The following is a 17,666-nucleotide window of genomic DNA, read 5'->3' on the forward strand; positions in this document are numbered from 1 at the left end:
CGTCCGCGACCCGGCCCGCGTCGCCCGCGCCCCTATCCTCGCCGGGTGCCCCGACCGCTGCGGATCCTCGTCATCACCGTCGCCCACCCCCCGATGGACGCGCGGATCCACAACCGGCAGGTCCGCAGCCTCCTCGAGCGGGGTCACGAGGTCACCTACCTGGCGCCGTTCACGGCCTTCGGCGTCGAGCCGCCCGCGGGGGTCCGCGGGGTCGACGTCCCGCGCTCGGTGGGGCGCCACCGCCTCGGCCCCGTGGTGACGGCCGGGCGGATCGCGCGGCGCCTCGCGCGCCACCACGACGTCGTCATCGGCCACGACCCGGAACTGCTCCCCGTCCTGCTCGCCCTGGGCCGCCCGCGCCGCGGCCGCCGGGACGCCCCGGCCGTCGTGTGGGACGTGCACGAGGACGTCCCCGCGCAGATGGAGATGACGACCTGGATCCCCGGCCCCGTGAAGCGGCCCGCCACGGCGGTCGCCACCGCGGTCGAGGGGTACACCGAGCGGCGCCTGCACCTGACCCTGGCCGAGCACGCCTACGCGGGCCGGTTCGCGGGGACGCACCCGATCGTCCCGAACTCCCCGCGCGTGCCCGCGGAGCTCCCCGAGGAGGTGCCGCCCGGCCCCGGCGAACCCCACCGGCTGATCTACGTGGGCGCCCTCACCACGGCCCGCGGCATCGAGGAGATGCTCGAGCTCGTCCGGCGCCTGCCGGACGACGTGCGGCTGGAGCTCATCGGCAACGCCGCCCCGGCGCTGGACGCGCGCCTGCGGGCCGTCGACGACCCCCGCCTGGACTACCGCGGCTTCGTCCCCAACGCCGTTGCGCTGCAGCGCCTCCCCGGCGCCCTGGCCGGGCTCGTCCTGCTGCACCGCCACGACAACTACCTGCAGAGCCAGCCCAGCAAGGCCCTGGAGTACCTCGCCCACGGCGTGCCGTTCATCACCACCCCGAACCCCGCGTGCGCGGCGCTCGCCGAGAGCTCCGGCGCCGGGGTGGTCGTGGACCACGGCGACGTCGACGGGCTCCTCGCGGCCGTGCTCGCGCTGCGCGACGACCCCGCGCGGCGCCAGGCCATGCGCGTCGCCGGGCACACCGCGGCGCTCGCGCACCACGACTGGAACACGCAGGGCCGCGAGTTCGCCGAGGCCGTGGAGGCGTGGGCGGCGCAGCGGTGAGCGTCGTCGTGCGCCCGGCGCGCCCGGCGGACGCCCCGGCCGTCGCGGAGGTGCACGTCACCGGCTGGCAGGTCGGCTACCGCGGCCTCGTCGAGGACGCCTACCTCGACGCGCTGTCCGTCGCGGACCGCGTCGGGACCTGGGCCCAGCGCCTGGCCGACGGGGCCCGCGTCCTGGTCGCCGACGACGGGCGGGTGCGGGGCTTCGCCACGACCGGCCCGGTGCGCGACGACGACGTCCCGGCCGAGGCGGGTGAGGTGTACGCGCTCTACGTCCACCCCAAGGCGTGGGGGCGCGGCGTCGGCGGCGCCCTGCTCACCGCCGCCCTGGACGACCTCGCCGCCCGCGGGCACCAGGGGTGCGTGCTGTGGACGCTGGAGGGCAACGCCCGCGCCCGTGGCTTCTACGAGCACCGCGGCTGGGTCGCCGACGGCGGCGTCAAGACCGAGGACCACCGGGGCGTGCTGCTGCGCGAGGTCCGCTACCGCCACGCCTGACGCAGCGGCTCAGTGCGGCTGGGCGCGGGCCCGGCGCCCACGCATCGCGAAGGTCACGACGACCACGACCAGCGCGCCGACGACGAGCCCGAGGACCGCGCTGGCCAGCGTGTTCACCAGCCAGCCCACGAGGCCCCCGAGGGACCCGGCCGCGTCGTGGGCGGCCTCCTCGACGTGGTGCACGGCGCCGTAGAGGGCGTGCAGCCCCAGCTCGTCGGTCCCCACGAGCAGGATGTGCCCGCCGACCCAGAGCATCGCGGCGGTCCCGACCACAGTGAGGACGGTGAGCAGGCGCGGCATCGCCGTCACCAGACCGCGGCCGAAGCGGGCCGCGGCCCGGCTCGGCAGGGACGCCAGGCGCAGGCCGGCGTCGTCCATCTTCACGATCAGGGCGACGACGCCGTAGACGAGGACGGTGATGACGACCCCGACGACCGCGAGGATCACCGCCCGGGACAGGAACGGCTCGTCGGCCACCTCGTTGAGGGAGATCACCATGATCTCCGCGGACAGGATGAAGTCGGTGCGCACGGCCCCCGAGACGATGGTCCCCTCGTCCGGCAGCTCCCCCTCAGGGGCGCCGTGCCCGTGCCCGCTCACCTTTGCCCAGACCTTCTCCGCGCCCTCGTAGCAGAGGTACGCGCCGCCGACCATGAGGATCGGGGTGAGCAGGAAGGGCAGGAACTGGCTCAGCAGCAGCACCGCCGGGAGGATCACCAGCAGCTTGTTGCGCAGCGAGCCCAGGGCGATGCGCCGGATGATCGGCAGCTCGCGCTGAGCGCTCAGGCCGCGCACGTACTGCGGCGTGACGGCGGTGTCGTCCACGACGACCCCGGCGGCCTTCACGCCGGCCCGCGCGGCGGCGGCACCGACGTCGTCGAGGGAGGCGGCGGCCGCCCGGGCGAGCACGGCCACGTCGTCCAGCAGGGCCACGAGTCCACCACTCACCGGAGCTCCTCGTCCTCGACCGTCACGCGCACCTGCCCGATCGTGCCAGGCCGGAGCCGGCCGGCCCTCCCCTAACGTGCCGCCATGACCGTCGCGCGCTCCCTCGTCCTCTTCGTGGTGGCCGCGGTGGCCGAGATCGGCGGCGCGTGGCTGGTGTGGCAGGGCGTCCGCGAGCACCGCGGCTGGGCGTGGATCGGGGCCGGCGTCATCGCCCTCGGCCTCTACGGGTTCGTCGCCACGCTGCAGCCCGAGGCGCACTTCGGGCGGATCCTCGCCGCGTACGGCGGCGTCTTCGTCGCCGGGTCGCTGGTGTGGGCCGCCGCGGTCGACGGGTACCGCCCCGACCGCTTCGACGTCGTCGGCGCCCTGGTCTGCCTCATCGGCGTCGCCGTGATCATGTACGCCCCGCGCGGCGCGGCCTAGGCACCGCCGCGTACCGGAACGCTGGCGTCATCACGCGACGCGCCGGTCAGGCTCCCCGCTGCGGCGGCGTGTCGCAGCACGAGGCCAGCGTTCCGGTACGCCGGGCGAGACAGGCGGGGTCCGAGCGCGGCTGATCAGACGACCGCGACGCCCACCTCGTCCTGCACCCGCCGGCGCGGGCGGGAGGCGACGCCGAGAGCCAGCAGCGACACGACGGTCGCCGCGAGCATGACCGACGCCATCGCGACGGCGTCGCCGCCGAGCGCCCCGGCCATGATGCCCACCCCGCCGCCCACGCCGGACTGCGCCGCGGTGATGAGCGCGGAGGCCGACCCGGCGGTCCGCCCGTGCTCGGCGAGGGCGAGGGTCACGGCGTTCGGCGGCACCAGGCTGCCCACGCCCAGCAGGAACCACAGCGGGACCAGCAGTCCGACGAGCCCGCCCGCACCGGTGAGGACCACTGCGAGCAGCACCCCCGCGAGCAGGACCGCGAGCGGCACGGCGACGCGGAGCACCCGCGCCGGGGCGACGCGCGTCACCAGCGCCGCGTTGACCTGCGACCCCCCGACGAGCGCGACGCCGTTGACGGCGAACAGCAGCGCGAACTGCGTCGTGCTGAGGCCGTGCGCCTCCTGCAGCACGAACGGCGAGACCGAGACGTAGCAGACGATCACGGCCATCGAGAGGCCCGGCAGCGCGGCGAAGGCCACGAAGCGGGCGTCGCGCAGGAGGCGGACGTAGGTCGTGAGCACCTGCAGGACGAAGCCGCGCGAGGCCCTCTCGGGGGCCGGCTCCGGGGAAGCAGCGGGACGGTGCGTCTCCGGCAGCCGCCGCCACGTCGCGAGCAGGACGCCGACGCCCGCGAGCGCCAGGACCACGAACACGAACCGCCACCCCGCCAGGCCCGCGAGCGCGCCGCCGACGGTCGGGGCGAACAGCGGCGCCACGCCGATCACGAGGACGAGGCGCGACATCAGCCGCGCCGCCACGGACCCCGTGTAGAGGTCGCGGACCACGGCCACGCCCGTGACCGCGCCCGCCGAGACACCGATGCCCTGCAGGAAGCGGAGCCCGACGAGCAGCGGCAGGTTCGGCGCCACCAGGCAGCCGAGCGACGCCAGGACGAACACGGCGCACCCCACGACGACCGGGCGGCGGCGGCCGTACCGGTCGCTCAGCGGGCCGACGGCCAGCTGGCCGAGCGCCATCCCCACGAGCACGACGGTGATGGTGAGCTGGGCGGCCGCGGCGGAGCCGTGCAGGTCCCTCGCCACCCGGGGCAGGGACGGCAGGTAGAGGTCGGTGTTGATCGCGCCCAGCGCGGCCATCGACCCGAGCAGGACGACCAGCCCGGTCGTGCGGGGCGGGGCGGGCGCCGGGGCCGTGAGGAGCTCCGGCGACTCCGGGCCGGCGACCGACGGGGCGACCTCGGCGGTCGCGGCGTCCGCGACGGCGGTGCTCTCGTCGGGGACGACGTCCCGGGCATCCGACGTCCCGGAGTCCGGACGGCGGGGCGGGGCGACGGCGCCCGCGGGGGCGTGCGGACGACGCGGGCGGGGGGTGCGGGGAGGACCGGCGGGGGCGGTGCGGCGCGGCATGGGCAGCGGGATCTCCTCGCGGGTGGTCTCGGGCGCGCCCGGGAGGCCGCCCACCGCCCGTTGCCCGGGCGCACCGGTGAGCTTTCCCCGCTGCGCCGCGACGAAACGTCGCAGCAGCGCGCTGCGTCGGTGCGCCTGCGACCACGCGCGGGTGGCCCTGATCACCCCGACCGGGCCGGACGGGGGAAGCGGAGGCACGATGTCCAGGTGAGCCACGAGGCGTCCGGTGAGCAGAACCCGGCGGGCACGATCCGATGAGCAGTGTCGTCTCCGGGCTCCCCCCGGCGGGCGCCGGTGCGCGCACCGCCGCCGTCGTCGCGGCGCGGCACGCTCCGGCCCCGGCCCCCGACCCGGAGGTCGAGGCGGCCCTGCGCACGGGTGACCCGCTGGGCGAGGCCGCGGCCGCGGCGCTCTCGGCCGACCCGGCGCTGCGTGCGCAGGTCTCCCTCGGGCTGCGCTCGGGCCTGGCCGCCGTGGCCGACCCGCACCCCGCGGTCGCGGCCCTGCTCGCCGAGCTCGAGGCGGCGTGCGACGCGGTCGACGACGAGCTCCTCGACCGCGGCAGCCTGCCGTACTTCACCATCCCGTTCCCCGCGCACATCTACGACCTGGGCGCGGGCGCGCTGATCCGCTCCTACGCCCCGCCGGAGCCCGCGGCCGTGCTCGTCGGCACCGGCGAGCTGGTCGAGCGCGCCTACCAGCGGCTGCTCGACACCGCGCACTGGATCAACCTCTGCATGCTGCCGGGCGGCCTGCGGCGCGGAGCCCCGGGCTACGTCGCGACCGCCGAGGTGCGGCTGCTGCACGCCCGCATCCGCAACGGCCTCGCACGGGCGCGCCCGCAGGCGCAGGTGCTGCCGCTGCACCAGGTCGACCTGGCCCGCACCTGGCTCGACTTCACCCTCGTGACGATCGAGGCCGCGGCCACGATCGGCATGGACCTCACCGACGAGGAGCAGCGGACGCTCTACCGCTTCTGGCAGCACCTGGGCCGGCTGCTGGGCATCGGCCACCGCGCGGACCCCGGGCTGCTGCGCGGGGTGCTCGACGGGTGCACCGCGTCCCGGCTGGAGCGGCGGGTCGCCGCCGTCACCGGCCCGCCCAGCGAGGACTCGCGCCGGCTCACCGAGGTGGGGCTGGGCGCGATCGCGCAGGCGCTGCACGACCTGGGGTACGTGCCGCTGTGGGCGGCCGGGCAGCTGGTGCACACGGTGTCGCGGCGCATGCAGGGCGAGGAGCTGGCCGACGCCCTGGGAGTCCGCCGGCACCGCACGGCCCTCGCCGTGGCTCCCGTGGCCGTCGCCGCGATGCGGTGGCAGCGCCGGGCCCTGCGCCGGGTCCCGCCGCTGTGGTCGGCCGTGCTGCGGGTGAACGTCCTCGTGGCGCGCTGGCACGCGAAGGGCCGTCGCGACGCGACCGGCTACGAGCACGGCTGACGCCGGCCCTCACCGGCTCACTCACCGGTCGGCGAGCCCCGCGTCCAGCGGGCGGACGGGCTGGCGCAGGACCGTGCGCAGCCGCTCGGGCCGCGTCCGGCGCGGGTCGTTCAGGTACACCTCGTGGTGGTCGCCCGCGAACGTGAGGCCGTGGGCGGCAGGAACTCCTCGTGCAGCCGCGCCAGCACGGGGCCCTCCTCGTCGTAGGGGCCGACGTGCAGGACGTGGACGCAGAGCCCCTCCTCGAGGGTGCGGCGGCGCGGCCGGTCGAGGGTCACGAGCGGCTTGCGCGCGGCCGCCGACGCCCGGGTCCGCTCCAGGGCCTCGTCGGTGGTCCCGGCCGGCAGCGTCAGGAGCGCGGTCCACGCCCACGCGTCCTTCTCGCGCCGGGTGAAGGCGCGGGGGTCCGCCGCGCGCCACAGCGCCTCCAGCGGACCGACCCGTCCGTCCCGGCCCTCGGCCCGGTCCTGGAACCTCAGCGCGTAGGCGAGGGTGAACAGCGCCTGGACCGCGCCGGCGTAGGCGGGCGCCGTGTTCGGGTCGCCCTCGCCGTCCACCGCGATGACGTCGAGCGGCGGGACCCGCACGAGCGCGAGCTCGCGGGGCGGCGCGTAGAGCTCCCGGTGGACCCGCCGGACGTCCCAGGGCTCCGCGGTGGTTCCGGACACTCCAGCGGTCCTCCCTCGCAGCGGGTCCCGGGCGGCGCGGTCAGAGCAGCTCGACGTCCTCCGCCGGCGAGCGGCGCGTGTGGCCGCGGGCGTCGAACAGCAGCCGGGCGTGCTCGATCAGCAGGTCCGGGAAGTACTCGGCGTGCGCGGTGAGCAGGACCGACACGTCCGCGCCCGCGAGCGCCTCGGGGAGCGTCGCGGGGGTGGGGGTCACGGCCTCGCCGTCCACCGCGAACGCCGCGACGTGCGGGTCGTGGAACTCCACGACGGCGCCCCGCGCACGGAGCGCCCGGACGACGGCGGTCGCGGGCGTCTCCCGCGTGTCGGCCACGTCGGCCTTGTAGGCGACGCCGAGGACGAGGGTGCGGGCGCCCCGCAGCGCCCGGCCGCGCCCGGCGAGCAGCGCCTCGACGCGGTCGACGACGTGCGCGGGCATGCCGTCGTTGATCGACTGGGCCAGCTCGACGAACTGGAACTCCCGGCCGGACGTGCGCACGGCGTAGGAGAGGTAGTTCGGGTCGATGGGGATGCAGTGCCCGCCGACGCCGGGGCCGGGCCGGAACGCCTCGAACCCGAACGGCTTGGTGGCGGCCGCGTCGATCGCGTCCCAGAGGTCGACGCCGAGGTCGTGGCAGAACACGGCCATCTCGTTGACCAGGGCGATGTTGACGTGGCGGTAGGTGTTCTCGAGCAGCTTGGCCATCTCGGCCTCGCGGGCGCCCTTGGCCGGCACGACCTCGTCGACGACCCGGCGGTAGAACTCCGCGGCCGCGGCGGTGCAGGCCGCGGTCACCCCGCCGACGACCTTGGGGGTGTTGCGCAGCGAGAAGTGCGCGTTGCCCGGGTCGATGCGCTCGGGGGAGAACGCGAGGGAGAAGTCCTGCCCGGCGCGCAGGCCGGAGACCTCCTCCAGCACGGGGCGGACGACGTCGTCGGTCGTGCCCGGGTACGTCGTGGACTCCAGGACCACGAGCATCCCGGGGTGCAGCCGCTCGGCGACGGCCTGCGTCGCGGCGCGCACCGAGCGCAGGTCGGGCTGGCCGTCGAGCAGCGGGGTCGGCACGCAGATGACGACGACGTCGGCCTCGGCCAGGACGGCCGGGTCGGTCGTGGCGGTGAAGCCCTGCGCGAGCATCGTGGCGACGTCGGCGTCGGACACGTCGCCGACGTGCGAGCGGCCGGCGCTGAGCCCGCCCGTCGCGGCCTCGCTCGTGTCCAGGCCCGTGACGTGCAGCCCGGCGCGGCAGGCCTCCAGCGCCAGCGGCAGCCCCACGTACCCCAGGCCGATGACGACCAGTCTCACGGATCCCCCACCCCTCGCGGTTGCCCCGGTCACTGTAGGCGGCCCCCGAGCAGGGCCCGGACGTCGCGCGCCGAGGCCGCGGCCCACCCGGCGACGAGCACCGCGGCGGGCAGCGCCGTCCCCCACCAGGTGCCCGCGGGCAGGGCGGCCTGGACGGCCAGCGCCGCGACGATCGCCGCGAGCCCCAGACCGGTGCGCACGGTGAGCCCCGTCCAGCGCTGCCCCTGCGCGCGCCACGTCCACGCCCACGGCAGCGCGACCGTGACCAGGGCGCCGAGGAGGTAGGCGACCGCGATGCCCTCGATGCCGAACGGCCCGGTGAGCACGGAGAGCCCGACGACGCCCACGGCGAGGCCCGTGGCGCTCATGAGCGCCGAGCGGCGGATGCCCGCGGCCACCCCGCTGGTCATGGCCGCGACGGCCGCGACCGGCAGCGTGGTGAGCAGGACGGCGACGAGCAGGATCCGCAGGGCCGTGGTCCCGCCGCCGAAGTCGGTGCCGACGAGCCGCAGCAGGGGCCGCGCCGCGAGCACGAGGACGGCGAAGGCGGGGACGAAGACCGTGACGATGCCGCGCGTGACGACGTCGGTCTGGCGGCGCACGGCGTCGTGGTCGCCCGCCCCGACGCTGCGGGCCATCGTCGGGAAGAGCACCTGCACGAGCGAGCGGGCCACGAGCGAGGCCGGGGTCGCGAGCGCCACCGCGGCCGTGAGCAGGCCCACCTCGGCGTCGGGTCGGGTCGCGCCCGCGACGACGAGGCAGAGCTGCAGCAGCCCGGCGCTCGCGACGTTGCCCAGCACGCCCCACGCGACGAAGGCGTCCATCTCGCGCCGCAGCCCGGGCTCCACGGCCCCGCCCGCGGACCGCCGGGGCCAGCCCAGGGCGGCGTAGGCGACGTAGCCCCCGGCGAGCGGCAGCAGCACCAGCGGCGTGGCGCCCCGCACGAGCACCAGCGCGAGCCCGCCGAGCGAGACGACCAGCGCGACGAGCTCCGCGCGGGTCGAGCGGGCGACCCGGCCCTGCCCCAGCAGCACACCGCGGGTCAGCAGGTAGGCGGAGTAGCCCAGGACGAGCGGCAGGACGGCGAGCGCCGTCGCGGGCCGTTCACCGAGGACGACGACGGCGGCGACACCGGCCAGGACGGCGGTCACTGCGCCCGTCGCGAGCGTGCGGCGGCCCAGGTGGGCGGCGACCCCCGCGGCCAGCGGCTCGTCGCCCGCCCCCTGCGCCCGGGCGACGAACTTCGACGCGGCCGAGCCCGTCGCGGCCGGCCACAGCATGGTCGCGAGGACCGCGAGGGAGATCTGCGCGCCGACGACGCCCGTCAGCGCGGGGCCCTCGGTGTTGCCCAGGATCAGCGTGTAGCCCGTGCGGGTCAGCCCCGACAGGACGACGCCGACGACGCTCCACGCCGCCGCGACCGCGAGCACGGGCAGGACGGGCAGGCGCCTCACGCCAGGGTCCGGTACTGGCGGCGCAGGCGCTCGGCGGCCGCGACGACGTCGTGGGTCCGGCCGAGCCAGGCGGGGCCGTCGAGGTCGCGGGCCACGGCGTCCGGGTCGGCGAGGGCGGCGCGGACCGCGTCGACGACGGCGTCGGTGCGCTGCCCCGCGCCCGCGAACCAGGCGGCCGTGCCGCCGAGCACGGCGGGCTGCGCGTCGGGCGCCGACGGCGGGTACCAGTCGGGGCGCAGCGCCGCGACGACCGGCACGCCCGTGCCGACGGCCTCGAGCTCGCTGGCCGCGAGCATCCCGCTGCCCTGCCCGACCACGACGTCGGCGCCGGCGAGCAGGTCCAGGAACCCCGCGCGCGGGCGGCGGGGCAGCAGCCGCACGCCGGCCGCCGCCGCGGCGGGCGCGCCCGGCCCCCAGTCCAGGCCCGTCAGCTCCACGTCGGCCGGCAGCGCGGCGCGCAGCGCGCGGGCCGTGGCGAGCTGCTCGTCCAGGCCCTTGACGGCCTCCCAGCGGGAGGCGAACAGGACCCCGCCCCCGCCGCGGCGAGCCGGCAGGGCGGTCAGGTCCAGGGGGACGGGGAAGTACGTCGCGTCGCCGCGGTGCGGCAGGACGTGCTCGGCGAGGTCGGGCGTGGAGTAGTGCACGGCGACGGCGTCGCGCAGCGCGGCCCGGATCGGCCCCGTCCAGCGGGGTTCGTACTGCTGGCTGCGGACGTCGGTGCCGTGGGCGTGCAGGACGAACGGGCGCCGCGTCCAGCCCGTGTGCCGGGCGACGCTCGCGTAGTGCACGTGCAGCAGGTCCGCGCGCGCGGCCCGGGCGCCGAGCTCGAGCGCCCAGCGCGCGCCCGCGCCGGCGAACGCGAGCCGGCCGGCGACGCCCGACCAGTCGCCGCGGCGGCCCCGCCCCTGCCCCTGCCCCGGCCGCTGCCCCGCCAGCGGCAGGTAGTGCCACGGCAGTCCGCGGCGACCGGCCTCGGCGACGAGCTGGACGGTGGTGGACGCGCAGTCGTTGACGTGCAGGACCCGCGGTTCGGAGGCCGTCCCGCTCACGACGGCGGCGCGGGCAGGTCGACCGTGCGGCCCTGCGCGGCCGACAGCAGCACCGCCTCGGCGACCTCGACGACGAGCAGGCCCTCCACGGCCGTGACCACCGCGTCGGCGGGGGCGGGCGCGTCGCCGTCGCGGACGGCCCGCACGGCGTCGCGGAAGCCCTCGAGCTCGGTGCGCACGGGTTCGGGCTTGGGGAACGCGAACCGCGTCACGTCGCCCTCGCTGACGCCGCGGAAACCCGCGAGCGCCTCCCACGAGACGGGCACGGACCCGTTGGCGTGCAGCGTGAGGTCGGCCGTCAGCGTGTCCGCGACGAGGGTGCCGCCCTCCCCCGTGACGACCGTGACGCGCTCCTTCACGGGCGAGAGCCAGTTCACGACGTGGTTCGCGATGGTGCCGTCGGCGAGGGTCCCGACGACGACGGCGAGGTCCTCGTGGGCGCGGCCGGCGCGGTGGGCGGTGCGCGCCGACACCGCCGTGTACGGCGCGCCCGTGATCCACGCCGTGAGGTCGATGTCGTGGGTACCGAGGTCCTTCACGACGCCGACGTCGCCGATGCGCGCCGGGAAGGGGCCCTGCCGGCGGGTCTGGACCTGGTGCAGGCGGCCGAGGTCGCCGCGGGCCGTGCGGCGGCGCAGCTCCCGCAGCGCCGGGTTGCACCGCTCGATGTGCCCGACGGCGGCGACGACGCCCGGGCGCTGCGCGGCCTCGAGGATGCGGCGGGCGGACTCGGCCGTGTGCGCCAGGGGCTTCTCCACGAGCACGGAGACCCCCGCCTCCAGCAGCGGGACGGCGACCGCCTCGTGCAGGGCCGTCGGCACCGCGACGACGACGAGGTCGACGCGGGCCGCGAGCAGCGCCCCGACGTCGGTGGAGACCGGCACGCCGGCCGGGACCAGCTGCGCCACCTGCGGATCGGCGGCCGCGGCGTCGACGACGCACACCAGCTCGACGCCCGGCAGGGAGTTCAGGACGCGCGCGTGGTGGCGCCCCATGACGCCCAGGCCCACGAGTCCCGCGCGCAGCGGGGCGGGCGCGCTCACGCGAGGAGGCGGGCGGCCGCGTCGACGGCCTCCGCGATGCGCTCGACGTCGCCCTCGCCCAGCCCCGGGTGCACGGGGATCGAGCAGACCTCCGCGGCCGCGGCGTCGGTGTGCGGCAGCGGGTTCGGGACGACGCCGTCGGCGTGGGCGGGCAGGCGGTGGACCCCGACGGGGTAGTAGGCGGCGGCCCCGACCCCGCGCCGGGTGAGCTCCTCGACGAACGCGTCGCGGCCGGCGGCGACCCGCAGCGTGTACTGGTGCCACACGTGCCCGGCCCCGGAGGCGGTGCGGGGCAGCGTGATCCCGGGCACGCCCAGGTCCGTCAGGGCGGCCGTGAGCGCCGCGGCGTTGCGCCGGCGGGCCGCCGTCCACTCCGCGAGGCGCCGCAGCTGCACCCGGCCGATGGCCGCGTGCACGTCGGTCATGCGGTAGTTCAGGCCGACGATCTCGTTGCGGTAGCGCTCCTCCATGCCCTGGTTGCGCAGCAGCCGCGCGGTCCGCTCGACGCCCGCGTCGGCGGTGGTGAGCATCCCGCCCTCCCCCGACGTCATGTTCTTCGTCGGGTAGAACGAGAACGCCCCCGCGTCCCCGAGCGCGCCGACCGGCGCGCCCTGCCAGGTGGCGCCGTGGGCCTGCGCCGCGTCCTCCAGCACCCGCAGCCCGTGCTCGGCGGCGAGCGCACCGATCCGCGTCATGTCGGCGGGCTGGCCGAACAGGTGGACCGGGACGACGGCCCGCGTGCGCGGGGTCAGGGCGGCCTCGACCGCGGCCGGGTCCAGGCAGAACGTGACGGGGTCGACGTCGGCGAACACGGGGACGCCCCCGCACAGCCGGACGGCGTTCGCCGTGGCGGCGAAGGTGAACGACGGCACGACGACCTCGTCGCCGGGGCCGATCCCGAGCGCCAGCAGGCCCACGTGCAGCGCGGAGGTCCCGGAGTTCACGGCGATCCCGCGGCGGCCCGCGACGACCTGCGCGCAGAACTCCTCCTCGAACGCGGCGACCTCGCTGCCCTGGACCAGGCGGCCGCTGGCGAGGACCGCCGCGACGGCGGCCTGCTCCTGCTCGCCGATCTGCGGGCGGGCGATGGGGATGGGCACGACGCCGCTCACGCGATCGCCCGCCCCTCGACGCCCGGTCCGGACACGGCCTCGAGGCCCGCCCCGGCCTCGCGGTGCAGCACCCCGGTGTCGGGGCAGCGCCACAGCTCCCCCTCGGCGACCAGGCGCGCCCCGCTCGCCCCCACCCAACCGACCCGGCGGGCGGGCACGCCCGCGACGAGAGCGTGGTCGGGCACGTCGCGGGTCACGACCGCGCCGGCCGCGACCATCGCCCAGCGGCCCACGACGACGGGCGCGACGCACACGGCGCGCGCGCCGATCGAGGCCCCCGAGCGCACCTCGACGCCGACCGCCGTCCAGTCCGCGGCCGACTTCAGCGCCCCGTCGGGCGTCACGGCGCGCGGGCGCAGGTCGTTGGTCAGGACCGCCGCCGGGCCGACGAACACGCCGTCGCCCAGCACGGCCGGCTCGTAGACGAGGGCCGCGTTCTGCAGCTTGCAGCGGTCGCCCACGACGACCCCGGGCCCGACGTAGGCGCCGCGGCCGACGACGCACTCCGCGCCGAGCTGCGCGCCCTCGCGGACCTGGGCCAGGTGCCACACGCGGGTCCCGGCGCCCAGCGCGGCGTCGGGCGCCACGTCCGCGCTCGGCTCGACCGTCGCGGGACGGGCGTCGGCAGTCATGCCCGCGAGTCTAGGAGCGGGCCGCGCCGACGGGGACGCGCCGCCCCGCGCGGCGCACCACCACCCCGCGCGACGGACCATGATGGGGGGCCGCCGCACCGCGCGGGCCGCCGCCGCAGGACGCGCGCAGGGAGAGGAGAGCGAACGATGACCGCAGCCGCACCCGGCAGCCCCGGGGACGACACCTGGGTCGTCGTGCCGCTCTACCAGGAGGCCACGGCCGTCGGGGACGTCGTGCGCGAGCTGCGCCGCACCTTCCCCCAGGTCGTCTGCGTCGACGACGGCAGCACGGACGGCTCGGCCGAGCAGGCACGTCGCGCGGGCGCCCGCGTCGTGCGGCACTGCATCAACCTGGGCCAGGGCGCCGCCCTGCAGACGGGCTTCGACTTCGCGCTGCGCGACGCGTCCGCGCGGTTCGTCGTCACCTTCGACGCCGACGGCCAGCACCGCGTCGAGGACGCCGTGGCGATGGTGCAGCGGCTGCGCGACGGCGAGGCCGACGTCGTGTTCGGCTCGCGCTTCCTCGACGGGCGCACCGAGGTGCCGCGGCTGCGCCGCGTGGTCCTGCGCTCCGCCGTGCACTACACGAACCTGACGACCGGCGTCCGGCTCACCGACGCCCACAACGGCCTGCGGGCGCTGTCGCGGCGCGCGGTCGGCTCGCTGCGGATCACCCACCACCGGATGGCGCACGCGAGCGAGATCGTCTCCCTCGTCGGCCGCTCGGGGCTGCCGTGGGTCGAGCAGCCCGTCGAGATCCGCTACACCGACTACTCGCGCGCCAAGGGCCAGTCCCTGCTGAACAGCGTGAACATCCTCGTCGAGACGATCCTCGGGTGAGCGCGTGCTGCTGATCCAGGGGGTGCTCGTCGTCGCCCTGCTCGTCGTGGGCGCCGTGCTCGTGCGCAGCACGTCCGACGTCCGGCACCAGGCGGTGCGGCGCATCCTGCTCGTGCTGCTCGGCGTCCTGGCCGTCACCAGCGTCCTGGTCCCCGGTGCGGTGACCTGGGTCGCGGAGAAGGTCGGCGTCGGGCGCGGCACGGACCTGGTGCTCTACGGCCTGGTCGTCGCCTTCCTCGGCTTCATCGCCTCCTCCTACCGCCGCACGCGCGTGCTGGAGTCGAAGGTCGCCGAGCTGACCCGGCGCCTCGCCCTCGACGAGGAGGCGCGCGAGCGCGGCGTGGACGGCCCCGGGAACGCAGGACGGCCGGGCGCCTGAGCGCCCGACCGTCACCGTCTTCACCTCACTGCTGAGGGGTCACCGCTGAAGGGTCACCCCCGAGGCATCACTGCAGGGCGGTGGTCACCTGGGCCGCGACGCCGTCGGAGACGACGTCGGACCCGCCGAAGATCAGGGCCTGGGTGACCTGGGCGCCGGCGCCGCGGGCGTCGGACTGCAGGCTGCGCAGGGCCTCGGCGGACCCGTCCGGCAGGGACTGGCCCTTGGTGAGGACGAGCGGGCCGCCGCCGTAGGCGAGCAGCGCGGACCCGGCGAGCGCGTCGGGCCAGTTCTCCCCCGTCGCGATGCCCACGAGCTGGGTCGCGTCGGTGAAGAACATCTTCGAGGTGAAGAGCCGGGCCACGGCCGCGGCGGTGTCGTAGCGGGAGTTGCCGGCGACGGGGATCATCCCGCCGACGGCGCCGGCGGCCTGGACGGCCTGCCCGCCGACGGCCAGGACGGTGCCCCCGGTGGCGAAGCCGCGGGCGTTGACGTAGTCGATCGTCTCCTGCGGCATGACGCCGCCGTTGGTCAGGAGCACGACGCCGAGGGAGTGGTTGGTCGAGGAGTCGACGACGCCCATGAGCGCGCCGGCCGCGAGCCCGTCGGGGAAGTTGCCGCCGGTGACCAGCGCGACGTCCGCGGCGGCGGGCAGCAGCTTGGCCACCGCGACCGCGGTCGCGTAGCGGTTGGCGCCCGAGACGCGGGTGACCGTGCCGACGCCGGTGAGGCCGCGCACGGAGGACTCCACGCCCGCCGACAGCGCGCCGGTGCCGCCGAGGAGGTAGACGGTGCCGCCGGGCTTGAGCACGTCGCGGATCGCGTCGGCGACCTGCGACTGCAGCGCGCCGGGGCTCGTGAGCAGCAGCGGGCCGCCCTTGTCCGAGGCCAGCGGGGCCGCGGCGAGGGAGTCGGCGAAGTTGTCGGAGCGGGCGATCACGACCGCGTCGGCCTTGCCGCCGGCGAAGGACGCGGCGGCGGCGACGGCGGTCTCGACGCGGCCGGCGCCGGAGACGCGCTGGACCGCGGCGGCCTTGAGGTCGACGTCACCGGGCGCGGCGGAGGCCGGGGCGGCCGCTCCCGCGACGAGGCAGGAGCTGACGGCCAGGGCGGCGAGGCCGAGGGCGCGGGGGCGCAGGCGCATGGGAACCCTTCCAGGGCGACGAGGCGATCGTCCGGCCGAGCAGGCGCGGAACTCACCCCTTGTCTCGACGTGGACGTGGCAGACTTGAGCACAGCGTGTCACGAGATTGCACCGCTCGGTGCACAGGCGGAGCAGCGGTGGACGCCGCTGCCGCGTCACAGTCTGTCCTGCGCACGCTACCCACCACTACGGTTGCGCCATGAGGATGACGGTCATCGGTTGCGGGTACCTCGGCGCGGTGCACGCCGCGTGCATGGCGGAGCTGGGTCACGAGGTCATCGGGATCGACGTGGACCCGGAGAAGATCGCTGCGCTGCAGGCGGCGCGGGCGCCCTTCTACGAGCCCGGCCTGCCGGAGCTGCTCGAGCGGACGATGGCCACGGGCCGGCTCACCTTCACCACCGACATCGCCGCCGCGGCGGGCTCGGCGGTGCACTTCGTGTGCGTGGGTACGCCCCAGAAGCGCGGGGAGTTCGCGGCCGACATGACCTACGTCGACGCGGCCGTGGACGCCCTGCTGCCCCACGTCGGCGAGGGTGAGCTGATCGTCGGCAAGTCCACCGTCCCGGTGGGCACGGCGGCGCGGCTGGCGACCCGGATCGCGGAGCTGGCCCCGACCAGCCGCGGTCTGGCGTGGAACCCGGAGTTCCTGCGCGAGGGCCACGCGGTGGAGGACACGCTGCACCCGGACCGCCTGGTCTACGGCGTGCCCGGCGGTCAGGACTCCCCCGAGGGCCTGGCCGCGAAGGCCGTGCTGGACGAGGTCTACGCCACGCCGCTGAGCCGCGCCACGCCGCTGATCGTCACCGACTACCAGACCGCGGAGCTGGTCAAGGTGGCCGCGAACTCGTTCCTGGCCACCAAGATCTCCTTCATCAACGCGATGGCCGAGCTGTGCGAGAAGGTCAACGCCGACATCACCCAGCTCGCGGACGCGATCGGTCACGACGACCGGATCGGCCGCAAGTTCCTCAACGCGGGTCTCGGCTTCGGCGGCGGGTGCCTGCCCAAGGACATCCGCGCGTTCATGGCCCGCGCGGGTGAGCTGGGCGCGGACCAGACGCTGACGTTCCTGCGCGAGGTCGACTCGATCAACATGCGCCGCCGCATCCGGATGGTCGACCTGGCCCGCGAGGTCTGCGACGGCTCCCTGATCGGCAAGCGGGTCGCCGTGCTGGGCGCGGCGTTCAAGCCCGAGTCCGACGACATCCGCGACTCCCCCGCGCTGAACGTGGCCGCGCAGATCCGGCTGCAGGGCGGTGACGTGGTGCTGACCGACCCGGCCGCGCTGGACAACGCCCGCAAGGCGCTGCCGGACATCTCCTACGCCGAGACCGTCGAGGAGGCCGTGCGCGGTGCGCACGTGGTGCTGCTGCTGACGGAGTGGAAGGAGTACCGCGAGCTCGACCCGGCCGTGCTGGCCGGGCTGGTCCGCGAGAAGCGCATCCTCGACGGCCGCAACGCGCTGGACCCCGCGCGCTGGCGCGCGGCGGGCTGGACCTACCGGGCACTCGGCCGCCCGCGCGGCTGAGGCGACCCGCCGGACCCGTCCGCGCGCGGCCCCCCCGGGGCCGCACCGGGGCGGGCGTGTGGAGCACCCGTGACGGCGCCGCGAGGATCCGGCGCCACGCCGCCGGGGCGGCCCGAGGGGCCCCGCGGCGGGTGATCGCGGTCGTAGTGTGGCCGGATGCCCGCCGAGCCTCCCCACCGCGACGAGCAGCCGACGCGCCAGGCCCCCCGCACCGGCGGACGGCCCACGGCCGTGCGGCGACCGGTGGCACCCGAGGCCACGCGGGCCCTCCCGACGGTCCCCGCCGAGCACGCGGAGCCCGTGCGGCCCGTCCGCTCGGCGCCCGCGGGTCCCCCGGCCGGTGGCGGGCCGACGGCGAACAGCACCACCTACGGCCGGCCCGTGCGGCGCCGGCCCACCGACCGCCCCGCGGGTCAGCAGCAGCGCCTGGCCC

The 17,666-nt window shown here is 76.8% G+C and carries 17 protein-coding genes and 1 pseudogene; 8 read left to right on the forward strand and 10 right to left on the reverse strand.

Annotation, left to right across the window (positions count from 1 at the left end):
• Positions 1 to 45: 45 nt before the first annotated feature.
• Both F1544_RS24355 and F1544_RS24360 read left to right on the forward strand, forming a co-directional pair.
• Entirely contained in the window at positions 46 to 1,176 is a 1,131-nt protein-coding gene (locus F1544_RS24355) for a glycosyltransferase (RefSeq protein ID WP_208971681.1), read from the forward strand.
• Positions 1,173 to 1,673 (forward strand): GNAT family N-acetyltransferase, encoded by a 501-nt coding sequence (locus F1544_RS24360; protein ID WP_208971682.1) that lies wholly within the window; start codon positions 1,173 to 1,175, stop codon positions 1,671 to 1,673. Before F1544_RS24355 ends, F1544_RS24360 begins: the two co-directional genes overlap by 4 nt.
• Positions 1,674 to 1,682: 9 nt before the next feature.
• Here F1544_RS24360 and F1544_RS11085 read toward each other — a convergent pair whose 3' ends face one another.
• Positions 1,683 to 2,621: a DUF808 domain-containing protein gene (locus tag F1544_RS11085; protein WP_167585223.1), complete on the reverse strand. Its 939-nt coding sequence runs from the start codon at positions 2,619 to 2,621 to the stop codon at positions 1,683 to 1,685.
• 84 nt (positions 2,622 to 2,705) lie between these two features.
• Between F1544_RS11085 and F1544_RS11090 the strand changes: the two genes are divergently transcribed.
• The gene (locus tag F1544_RS11090; protein WP_167585226.1) at positions 2,706 to 3,044 is read left to right on the forward strand and encodes a YnfA family protein; all 339 of its coding nucleotides are present in this window, start codon (positions 2,706 to 2,708) and stop codon (positions 3,042 to 3,044) included.
• Between the two features lie 134 nt (positions 3,045 to 3,178).
• On the opposite strand, the gene F1544_RS11095 is transcribed toward F1544_RS11090, so the two are convergent.
• Positions 3,179 to 4,696: a multidrug effflux MFS transporter gene (locus F1544_RS11095; RefSeq protein WP_208971683.1), complete on the reverse strand. Its 1,518-nt coding sequence runs from the start codon at positions 4,694 to 4,696 to the stop codon at positions 3,179 to 3,181.
• 200 nt (positions 4,697 to 4,896) lie between these two features.
• Between F1544_RS11095 and F1544_RS11100 the strand changes: the two genes are divergently transcribed.
• Positions 4,897 to 6,078, forward strand: coding sequence for an oxygenase MpaB family protein (locus F1544_RS11100; RefSeq protein ID WP_167585228.1), 1,182 nt, complete (start codon positions 4,897 to 4,899; stop codon positions 6,076 to 6,078).
• Between the two features lie 110 nt (positions 6,079 to 6,188).
• Here F1544_RS11100 and F1544_RS11105 read toward each other — a convergent pair whose 3' ends face one another.
• From F1544_RS11105 to F1544_RS11135, 7 genes are read right to left on the reverse strand one after another with little or no spacing between them, the layout of a single operon-like run.
• Entirely contained in the window at positions 6,189 to 6,746 is a 558-nt protein-coding gene (locus tag F1544_RS11105) for a GyrI-like domain-containing protein (RefSeq protein ID WP_208971684.1), read from the reverse strand.
• A gap of 40 nt (positions 6,747 to 6,786) precedes the next feature.
• Positions 6,787 to 8,049 carry a nucleotide sugar dehydrogenase gene (locus F1544_RS11110; RefSeq protein ID WP_167585230.1) on the reverse strand — a complete coding sequence of 421 codons (1,263 nt, stop codon included), beginning with the start codon at positions 8,047 to 8,049 and terminating at the stop codon, positions 6,787 to 6,789.
• Between the two features lie 29 nt (positions 8,050 to 8,078).
• The gene (locus F1544_RS11115; RefSeq protein WP_167585232.1) at positions 8,079 to 9,503 is read right to left on the reverse strand and encodes a lipopolysaccharide biosynthesis protein; all 1,425 of its coding nucleotides are present in this window, start codon (positions 9,501 to 9,503) and stop codon (positions 8,079 to 8,081) included.
• On the reverse strand, positions 9,500 to 10,552 hold the full coding sequence (locus F1544_RS11120; RefSeq protein ID WP_167585234.1) for a glycosyltransferase family protein: 1,053 nt from the start codon (positions 10,550 to 10,552) through the stop codon (positions 9,500 to 9,502). Before F1544_RS11120 ends, F1544_RS11115 begins: the two co-directional genes overlap by 4 nt.
• On the reverse strand, positions 10,549 to 11,595 hold the full coding sequence (locus F1544_RS11125; RefSeq protein ID WP_208971685.1) for a Gfo/Idh/MocA family protein: 1,047 nt from the start codon (positions 11,593 to 11,595) through the stop codon (positions 10,549 to 10,551). The genes F1544_RS11120 and F1544_RS11125 overlap by 4 nt, the downstream gene beginning before the upstream one ends.
• Positions 11,592 to 12,707 (reverse strand): DegT/DnrJ/EryC1/StrS family aminotransferase, encoded by a 1,116-nt coding sequence (locus F1544_RS11130; RefSeq protein ID WP_167585236.1) that lies wholly within the window; start codon positions 12,705 to 12,707, stop codon positions 11,592 to 11,594. Before F1544_RS11130 ends, F1544_RS11125 begins: the two co-directional genes overlap by 4 nt.
• A complete protein-coding gene (locus tag F1544_RS11135; RefSeq protein ID WP_167585238.1) occupies positions 12,704 to 13,339 on the reverse strand; it encodes an acyltransferase in 636 nt (211 codons plus the stop codon). The genes F1544_RS11130 and F1544_RS11135 overlap by 4 nt, the downstream gene beginning before the upstream one ends.
• A gap of 147 nt (positions 13,340 to 13,486) precedes the next feature.
• Between F1544_RS11135 and F1544_RS11140 the strand changes: the two genes are divergently transcribed.
• Positions 13,487 to 14,179: a glycosyltransferase family 2 protein gene (locus tag F1544_RS11140; protein WP_167585240.1), complete on the forward strand. Its 693-nt coding sequence runs from the start codon at positions 13,487 to 13,489 to the stop codon at positions 14,177 to 14,179.
• Positions 14,180 to 14,183: 4 nt separating this feature from the next.
• Positions 14,184 to 14,558 carry a DUF2304 domain-containing protein gene (locus F1544_RS11145; RefSeq protein ID WP_167585242.1) on the forward strand — a complete coding sequence of 125 codons (375 nt, stop codon included), beginning with the start codon at positions 14,184 to 14,186 and terminating at the stop codon, positions 14,556 to 14,558.
• Positions 14,559 to 14,625: 67 nt separating this feature from the next.
• Here F1544_RS11145 and F1544_RS11150 read toward each other — a convergent pair whose 3' ends face one another.
• Positions 14,626 to 15,702 carry a cell wall-binding repeat-containing protein gene (locus F1544_RS11150; RefSeq protein WP_167585244.1) on the reverse strand — a complete coding sequence of 359 codons (1,077 nt, stop codon included), beginning with the start codon at positions 15,700 to 15,702 and terminating at the stop codon, positions 14,626 to 14,628.
• Positions 15,703 to 15,901: 199 nt separating this feature from the next.
• Between F1544_RS11150 and F1544_RS11155 the strand changes: the two genes are divergently transcribed.
• Both F1544_RS11155 and F1544_RS11160 read left to right on the forward strand, forming a co-directional pair.
• Entirely contained in the window at positions 15,902 to 17,233 is a 1,332-nt protein-coding gene (locus F1544_RS11155; RefSeq protein WP_167585246.1) for a UDP-glucose dehydrogenase family protein, read from the forward strand.
• Positions 17,234 to 17,389: 156 nt separating this feature from the next.
• Positions 17,390 to 17,666, forward strand: a pseudogene (locus tag F1544_RS11160) (hypothetical protein); the annotation flags it as partial.

This window comes from Kineococcus rubinsiae (assembly GCF_011839805.1).
In the GTDB taxonomy this organism is placed as follows: Bacteria; Actinomycetota; Actinomycetes; order Actinomycetales; family Kineococcaceae; genus Kineococcus; species Kineococcus rubinsiae.